Here is an 8,556-nt window from a genome sequence, read left to right on the forward strand (position 1 = left end):
ATTTCTCAGAATATCATTCGATTATACTCTGCTTAATACCACTGCACGGCATTAGAATAGCCGCTTCGCTTGTCATACTTCAAGGCATCCGTCAATGTGGCTGCATTGCATCGGAAGGTGAAGTTGTAGCTGGTGTATGGTGCAAGTACCACCGAACAGCTCATGTTGAAGCAGTGGAGGTCGCGCGCCAGACTGGCTGTGGTCATACTGATTTTCGAGTTATCGAAATCGTAACCAGAAGAGAAGCTGATGTTCCAGCCGTCGCTGATGCGGATGTTACCACTCATGTTCAGCGTCTGGGTGAACTTATATGGATAGCGCATTGTCTTCTCGTTGAACTTCTCACGGCGGGTATCCTCACGCATGGTGACACCATATCCAAAGGTGAGTGACCAAGGCATCTTGAATGCCATGTAGCCATCCGAATCAGTCTTGGCCTTTCCGCCTCCGCTCTTCTTGGCAGCCGTCTTACCCTTTTCTATATTATCATCCACGTTGCTCTCGATGTCGGTATCCAAGCCTTCATCATCGTCGCCCTTACGCTTGTTCTTATCGCGGTCGTCCTCATCGCTGCCGCCACCGAAGAGTTTCTTCAGTTTTTCCGGATTCAGCGTGAACGAGAAGTTCTGCGACATACCTTGGAATCGTCCGAATCGACCTTTGCCCCACTCTGTGTGGTTACCCACATACACGTTGCCTTTATCGTCCATCTCGTAGGCATAGGTAGCGAACACGGCATTCATATTGAATGTATAGTTCTTCCACCACTTCAGGCGCAGGTTGATGTTCATATCACTCCAAGGGCGCACCTTGGCTGCGGTGTTATAGCTCATGTTGATATCGAACGCATCAATGAGGCTCACCTTCTTCAAGCTGTCGTTCTTATCCCTCCATTTCATTTCCAGGTTGTTGCCCAGGGTAAACGAGATGTTCCCGCTCTTTCCCTTGCCCGGCACACCATAGAGGGCGTTCTGATAAGGCGAATAACTTACCAGCGACACATTGCCGTCGGCATCGGTCTTCTGATAAGTATCCCAATAGCCATAGCGAGACGCTCCGAAATCTGGCGCATAACTGAAATTCACCGTTGGGGTGATGACGTGGCGGATCCTGTCTATCCTATTGCCGAACAACTTGCGATTAGGAATCCAGAAGCCGTAAAGCTTCGTACTCATTCCCACACTCATGTTCCAGTTATATACGTTGTGGAAGCCGTAAGTAGTATCGCACACCTCTTTCTGCGCAGTGGCATCCCACGATTTCTCCACCTTGTTGGTGTACATACGGTCGGTGAAGTTGAACGACGGCGTTACATTCAGATACTTGAAGAGGGTGAAGGATGCACTCACCGGAATCTGATGCTGCCATCCGTTGCGCCAGTCCTTGATCAGGGAGCTGTGCATCAGCTTATCCTCCTTGGTATTGATGCTGTTGGAGATGTGACCCGTATAGCTCATGGCAATCTTCTCGTACCATTTCTCGTCGCCCACCATCTTCTTTCTGCGGAACGGATAGAAGCGCGAGATGCTGATGTTCAGGTCGGGCAGCGTCATGGCTATCGACGAGTCGCGCATATTCTGCGAGAGGTTGGCGGTAGAGCTGAGCGACATTCCGATGCTCGAGAAGTTGGTACTCCAGCTTACGGAAGAGGTTCTCGTACTCTGCGTCATCGTCTGCGGATTGTAGAGCGAGTTGAGGTTGTTGCGCTCGTAGCTCGATGTGGCGAAGTTGACGCTTGCCGAAAGCGAACTGAACGGATTTGCCTTGGAATCCTGTCGGTGACTCCACTGTACCTTGAAACTCTCCTGCTTGGTGAAGTCAGGCATTCCCTTGTCACCTGTCTGCGTATCCTGGTAACTGAAGAAGAAGGAACCGGAATACTTGTATCGCTTGCGGTAGTTGCTGGCTGCAGAAAGTCCCCACGAACCCTTGGTGTAGATTTCTCCCAGCAGTTTCAGATCCCACTTGTCGCTGATGGCGAAATAATATCCACCGTCACGGAGATAGAAACCGCGGTCGCTCTCATCACCATAGGTAGGCATGATGAAACCGCTGCTGTAGCTCTTGGTGAACGGGAAGAATCCGTATGGGATACCCAGCGGCATCGGCACATCGCAGACCACGAGATAGGCGGGACCGAAGATGACATCCTTGCCCGGGCGCACCTTGGCTCTGGAGAGCGAGATGTAGAAGTCGGGATGCGGATCATCGCAGGTGGTATATCTGCCATGCTGCAGATAGATGACACCCGAAGAATCTCGCTTCGACTTCATACCGGTGAGGAATCCATCCTGCTGCTCGGTATATACATTATTAATAAGGGCCTTCTTGCTCTTGAAGTTGAACTTGATGGTATCGGTATCATAGGTATCATTGCCCATCTTGAAGACCGGTTTTCCCTTGATGCCTCCATCAGCCATCGAGTCCTTGGTACCGCTGGCTCTCACATTGCTCTTGTCCAGATCCATGGAGATGCGGTCGGAGGTAAGATCCATGTTCTCGTACTTCACGTTCGAGTTTCCATAGAGATGCGCCACCTTGTGGTGGGCATCATATACCAGCGAGTCGTCGGCCTGATACTGTACTGGTGCGTCGATGCCACCCGACTTCTTTCTGTTGATACTGTCGAGTCGGATACTGTCATCCACCACCTTATTATGTTTCCATATAGCCTTCTGCAGCGAGTCCATCTGGGTGGTATCGGTCTCCGTACTGATGATTTCATTGCCGAGCGAATCGACAAAGACGGAGTCCCCCACAGCCACGGCAGTAGAATCCACCTGAGCCTTCTTGTCTTTCTTTTTAGAAGGCATACCCGGGTTTGCAACCATCATGGCAGCGATGGATGCAAACATCAGAACAGCTATAGTTGATTGTTTTCTCATTCAGAATAAATATTCGAGTTTCATAAACCCGATAAAACTTCAGAAAATTATATTTTATTTTCAAACATCCGCTCCCATTCCTGGAAGCGCTTTACTCCTTCCTCGCCAAACTTAGCGAGACTTTTCTCTGCCTTTTCGATACTCTTTTCTTTGTCGAGATGAGTCTTGCTGAAGAATTTGTCAGCATAGCAGATTACCTTCTCCTCCATGGTTTCCGGCAGAAAATCCTGGTGAGGCAGTGGCAGTTGCTGCTTCTCGATCTGCTCTTTCGTAATGCCGGCACCGGTGTGGCGCTCGCATACCCGAGCATATCGCTCATATCCTTCCTTGCGCAGCAGTTCGGCACCCAGTCGGCCATGACAGATGTAAGGCTGCGAACCGAAACAATGAATGCCAGGAGCATCGGTCTGGAAGATTCCGATGTCATGAAGCATGGCTGCTTCTTCTATAAACCGGGCATCCAGATGCAGTTCGGGATGAGACGAAACAATCTGTAGCGCTTTTCGCGCTACAGATTGACTATGTGTGATGAGGATACGGCGAAGCTCCGTATCCTCAGGATAATACTTATCAATAATTGCTTGATAATCCATAAATTCAATGTTTACTCAGCGTTGCGCTCAATGTAAGCGATGACATCACCCTTGCGGATCTTGCTGCCCTGCTTAGCATTGATTTCCACGAGCTTACCACCCAAAGCGGCAGGAACTGTCTCAAACTCACCCCATGGAGCGAGGATGTAACAGAAGGCATCACCTTCCTTGTACTCCTTACCGATGAATGGCTCTACAGCTGGCTGGCACTCGCCCTCGCCCTGGAACTCCCAGAAAATCTGACCGGCTACTGGTGCTACGATAGCATCAGCCTTGGCATGCTTGAACTCTGCGAGCTGAGCTGGAGTCAAGGTGCTGCCAAGCTTGGCATCCTTTGCCTTCTGGAGGTCAGCCAGGAAGTTCTTCTTTGCCTGACCGCTCTTGAAGTTGCGATACTGCTCTGGGTGCATAGCGAGTTCGAAGAGTTCCTCATCGTCCTGACCATACTCCCAACCGTTCTCGTCCATCTCCTTCTTGAAGTCGTCGAGTGCATTAGTAAGCAATGTATGAGCATCTACATCTGTAAACTCACGCCCCTGCTTCTTGGCAAGCTCTACGAGTTCTGGATCAATCTTTCCAGGAATCTTACCACTCTTACCGAGGATCATACCCCACATAGAATCATCCATCATTACGAAGCGGCCCTTGCCCTGCTCCATGGTGAGGAGGTTCATCAATGAGATGTTCTTTACATACTGGCTGAATGGTGTTACCAATGGAGGATAACCTACGCGTGGCCATACATACTCTACCTCGTCGAAGAGCTTGATCAGGAGGTCGTCCATAGACAACTCTTCCTCACCCTTCTTCTTGCGGATATTGTTGATGGTCTGACGCATACCGCCGAGGTCTGCCATCATAGAACCCATCATACCGCCAGGGAGACCGCAACCGAGCAACAATGAAGACATGATCTTGTTACCTGGGTTGATGAAGTAGCCGAGCCACTCGTCGATGAACTCCTGAGTCATGGCACGAGCCTTCATATAAGCGCTCATATTGATCTCAGGCACCTCAAAGCCCTCGTTCTTCAACATGCTGATAACAGAGATAACGTCTGGATGAACCTTACCCCATGACAATGGCTCGATGGCTGTATCGATGATGTCGGCACCATTGTTGCAGACCTCGAGGATAGAAGCCATAGAGAGACCAGGACCAGAGTGACCGTGGTACTGGATGATGATCTCAGGATACTTGTCCTTGATCATCTTGGTAAGCTTACCGAGGAATGCAGGCTGACCGATACCAGCCATATCCTTCAAGCAGATTTCCTCAGCACCGGCAGCGATGAGCTGGTCGGCGATGTTCATATAATATTCGAGTGTATGTACTGGAGAGTTGGTGATACAGAGCGCACACTGTGGAGTCATGCCACCTTCCTTAGCCCACTTGATAGAAGGAATGATGTTACGAACATCGTTCAAGCCATCGAAGATACGGGTGATGTTGGTACCCTGCTTAGCCTTTACCTTGTACATGAGGGCACGTACATCGTCTGGCACAGGATACATACGAAGAGCGTTCAATCCACGGTCGAGCATGTGAGTCTTGATGCCCACCTCGTTGAATGGCTTACAGAATGCACGAACTGCATCATTAGGATTCTCGCCAGCGAGGAGGTTAACCTGCTCGAAAGCACCACCATTGGTCTCTACACGGCTAAAGCAACCCATTTCAATGATAACTGGGGCAATCTTAGCCAACTGATCCTTACGTGGCTGGAACTTACCAGAACTCTGCCACATGTCTCGGTAAACGAGACTGAACTGAATTTTCTTCTTCATTCTTATTATTAAATTTTTTATTTCCTAAATTTATATATAAAATAATGTGTATCTCCTGCCCCGAGCCTTCTATCCAGCCAAGACATTCTATACCAAGGTGCAAAATTAGACAAAAAATTCGAGAAATCAGTCATTTCCCACAATTTATTATGGTTTCGGCACTGAAATTATTAATTATTAACTCACTTGCGTAGAGCCAAAGGTACAGGGCTGTTATGTTTCACCAGGCTAATATCCATACGCCCTGAAAGGGCAAAAGCTCCTAGCCCAGGGCATCACCCTGGGTTACAACAGGCTCAAACCATACGCCCTGAACCAACGGTCACCGGCGCGTAGCGGAAAGGTAAAGGGCAAAAGCTTTCCCTTAACACAAACTTTTAAAGCGAAAACAACAAAAAATCGCCGTAAAATTTTGTATTGTCTGCTTTTCTCAGTATCTTTGCATCCGTTTTTGAAATTTAGTTCAATCAATAGGATAATACAAAAAAACAGATATGACAAATAATACGAACAAGCACACCTTGCCAATCTGGACAGAGGTGGAATACACAGCATTATGTAAGAACCCGTATCTATCTACTCCTTTCTTCATCCCAAAGGAATCGAAGGTTTTCCTTTGCAAGGAAGACGGAAGCAGAGAGGAACAGAGAATGATCTTCCTGGTCTTCAAATCTACTGCTGCCGCAGAAGAGGAAGAATGGGAAGATGACCCAATGCCGGGAGAAATGTGGATAAAACCTCTGGAAGATGATGATACCGAGGTATATGAACCTGCCAAGGTTATCTATCTGGGACAGGACATCGATGATTTTATCCAGGTGACCAGCGAGGACGAAAACACCATCACCTTTGACATCTACTGGCGCCATGGCGACGTGAAGGTAGAAAAGGCGGAGAAGACCGACGATGGCTTCGTCTGCAAGAAGGAGGACTTCGGTGACGAAGGCTTGCGCCTTACTCTGATTCCGGAAGAGGGAAATCCTTTCTCTCTCAATATTCAGATTCCATACATCGGTTTCTCGCTCTACGACAGCGAGGGCAACAAGGTACACAATGAACTGGAGGTGGCTCACGACAAGGTAGATGAGTATAGCTACGAATTTGTTGGTGATGACAACAACGACCGCTTCACCTTGCAGTTGGACGACAACAAACTGGTTTATATCTGCGTGCTCCGTCACGAGGATGCCCAGCTGGTGGTTCGCGACCAGCGCCAGCGCCTTGCCGTAGTAGATCAGATTCCGTCTGAGGGAAAATTGAGCGAGCTGATGATGAATGCCCATTCTGCCCTGATCAAGAACAAGAACTACCGTTGGCGCATCAACATTGCCGGCAGCAGCATCACCCACGAGGTGGAACTGGAGATTACCCCAGAAAGTCTCGTTGCCTTCATCAAGGAGCAGATGGCAAAGGGCATCGACATCGATACCCTGGGACAGAGCCTCATTGCCATGGAGCAGAAGTATGCCTTCCAGTGGTTCTGGCTGAAGGACAGCGACTGGAGCCATGATGATCCGATGTTCGATATGTTCATGAACCAGCTTGTAGCTTTCTCGTATGTAAGCCAGAAGCCTATCCAGGGCGACCAGTTGCAGGCTCGCAACAACAAGCGCAAGATCAAGCGTTGCGCCAAGCTCATCAAGGCTCACCAGAAGGGCGAGATCAGCCTTTGGGAAGAGGATGAGGAGCAGCGCAAGGAGATTCTCCATCTCTTCAGCACCTTCCACAGTCCTTTCGTAGAGATTCTGGAGTCATTGAAGGATGAAGAAACTGAAGAAGAAGCATAAAATATAATGAGAGAGGGTGCGTCATAAGTCCATGACGCACCCTCTTCTTATAGCCTAAAATTGTTGTTTTTATCTGAAAATAAAGACATTTTATTCCACATTATTTTGCATATACCATTTTTTTTCGTAACTTTGCCAAAAATTCAATAAAAGCAACAACATGAAATACCCTATAGGAATACAAGACTTTGAAAAAATCAGAAATGACGGTTATGTCTATCTTGACAAGACAGACTTGATTTATGATTTAGTACACAATGGGCATATATACTTTCTGAGTCGTCCAAGACGATTCGGAAAGTCATTGTTGATTTCTACCCTGGAATGCTACTTCCAAGGAAAGAAAGAACTGTTTAAAGGACTTGCCATCGATTCATTAGAAAAAGAATGGAAGCAATACCCTGTTTTCCATATAGATTTCAACGGCAAGGATTTCACACAAGCAGGCGAATTGGAAAAGACTTTGCTGACTTTTGTTGAAAAACAAGAATTGATTTACGGAAGAGACCCATTAGCCACCACCTTGGGAGACCGTTTCATGGCTGTATTGAGAATTGCCCACGAAAAGACAGGACTGGGCGCCGTAGTCTTGATCGATGAATATGACAAGCCTTTACTGGATGTTTTGGACACAGGGTTAAAGACCTTCGATTCTGAAGGCAACGAGCGATTACTGGAAGATAGACACCGTGAAATCATGAAAGGATTCTATAGTGTTTTCAAGGCAGCTGACAGAGATCTGAAATTCGTGTTATTAACAGGTGTTACCAAGTTCTCGCAAGTAAGCGTATTCAGCGGTTTCAACCAACCTGACGACATCAGTATGGACGACCGCTACGAGGCACTTTGCGGAATCACAGAGGAAGAATTATACTCAACCTTCGATGAACAAATCAAGGCAATGTCCGTAAGATATAAAGTATCTGAAGATGAGATGAAACATCGACTCAAGCGCAAGTATGACGGTTATCATTTCAGCCCAAGCATGCTCGACATCTACAACCCGTTCAGCATCTTGAACTCACTGAGCAAGAAAATCCTAAGTGATTTCTGGTTCCGTACAGGTTCGCCTACTTATCTGGTCCGCTTATTAGCTCACTTCGACGAAAATCTCAATGAACTGACAGGAAAATACTATCCTACCAGCAGTTTTATAGATTACAAGGCTGATACCGAGGCTCCCCTACCGATGATCTATCAGAGTGGTTATCTCACCATTAAGGATTGGAATATGGATACCGATTCCTATCTCTTGAATTTTCCAAACGACGAGGTAAAAGCAGGTTTCGTAACCATGGTGGCAGCCAATTATCTGAAACCCAAAGAGTCACCAGATGCATGGGTTATAGAGGTAGTAAGCACTATGAAGACGGGAGATTGCGACAAATTGGAGAAGCTACTCACATCCTTCTTCGCCAGCATACCCTATAGCCAACGACGCAAAGATGACGAGCGGGAAAAAGAACGATACTTCCAATATACCTTCTATCTGGTGATTCGCATG

The 8,556-nt window shown here is 47.6% G+C and carries 5 protein-coding genes; 2 read left to right on the forward strand and 3 right to left on the reverse strand.

The genetic code is table 11. The features are described 5' to 3' along the window. Nucleotides 1-32: 32 nt before the first annotated feature. The 3 genes from DW657_RS06170 to DW657_RS06180 are packed head-to-tail and all read right to left on the reverse strand — an operon-like array spanning nucleotide 33 to nucleotide 5,265. Nucleotides 33-2,885, reverse strand: a complete 2,853-nt coding sequence (locus tag DW657_RS06170; protein ID WP_118311810.1) for a putative LPS assembly protein LptD — start codon at nucleotides 2,883-2,885, stop codon at nucleotides 33-35. Nucleotides 2,886-2,932: 47 nt separating this feature from the next. Continuing rightward, entirely contained in the window at nucleotides 2,933-3,478 is a 546-nt protein-coding gene (locus DW657_RS06175; protein WP_118311811.1) for an HDIG domain-containing metalloprotein, read from the reverse strand. A gap of 11 nt (nucleotides 3,479-3,489) precedes the next feature. Then, nucleotides 3,490-5,265 (reverse strand): oxaloacetate decarboxylase, encoded by a 1,776-nt coding sequence (locus DW657_RS06180; protein WP_089543500.1) that lies wholly within the window; start codon nucleotides 5,263-5,265, stop codon nucleotides 3,490-3,492. A 494-nt stretch (nucleotides 5,266-5,759) separates the two neighbouring features. Between DW657_RS06180 and DW657_RS17695 the strand changes: the two genes are divergently transcribed. After that, on the forward strand, nucleotides 5,760-7,052 hold the full coding sequence (locus DW657_RS17695) for a hypothetical protein (RefSeq protein WP_233546627.1): 1,293 nt from the start codon (nucleotides 5,760-5,762) through the stop codon (nucleotides 7,050-7,052). Nucleotides 7,053-7,212: 160 nt separating this feature from the next. Next, nucleotides 7,213-8,556, forward strand: a 1,344-nt coding sequence (locus DW657_RS06190; protein WP_118311816.1) for an AAA family ATPase, incomplete at its 3' end; no start/stop codon positions are given.

Origin of the sequence: Prevotella sp. AM23-5, assembly GCF_003473645.1 — a bacterium.
Taxonomy (GTDB): domain Bacteria; phylum Bacteroidota; class Bacteroidia; order Bacteroidales; family Bacteroidaceae; genus Prevotella; species Prevotella copri_A.

What these genes read in the sequence shown, in the direction of transcription:
- DW657_RS06170 (WP_118311810.1), bottom strand. Translation starts at nt 2,885, where the DNA reads ATGAGAAAACAATCAACTATAGCTGTTCTGATGTTTGCATCCATCGCT.
- DW657_RS06175 (WP_118311811.1), bottom strand. Translation starts at nt 3,478, where the DNA reads ATGGATTATCAAGCAATTATTGATAAGTATTATCCTGAGGATACGGAG.
- DW657_RS06180 (WP_089543500.1), bottom strand. Translation starts at nt 5,265, where the DNA reads ATGAAGAAGAAAATTCAGTTCAGTCTCGTTTACCGAGACATGTGGCAG.
- DW657_RS17695 (WP_233546627.1), top strand. Translation starts at nt 5,760, where the DNA reads ATGACAAATAATACGAACAAGCACACCTTGCCAATCTGGACAGAGGTG.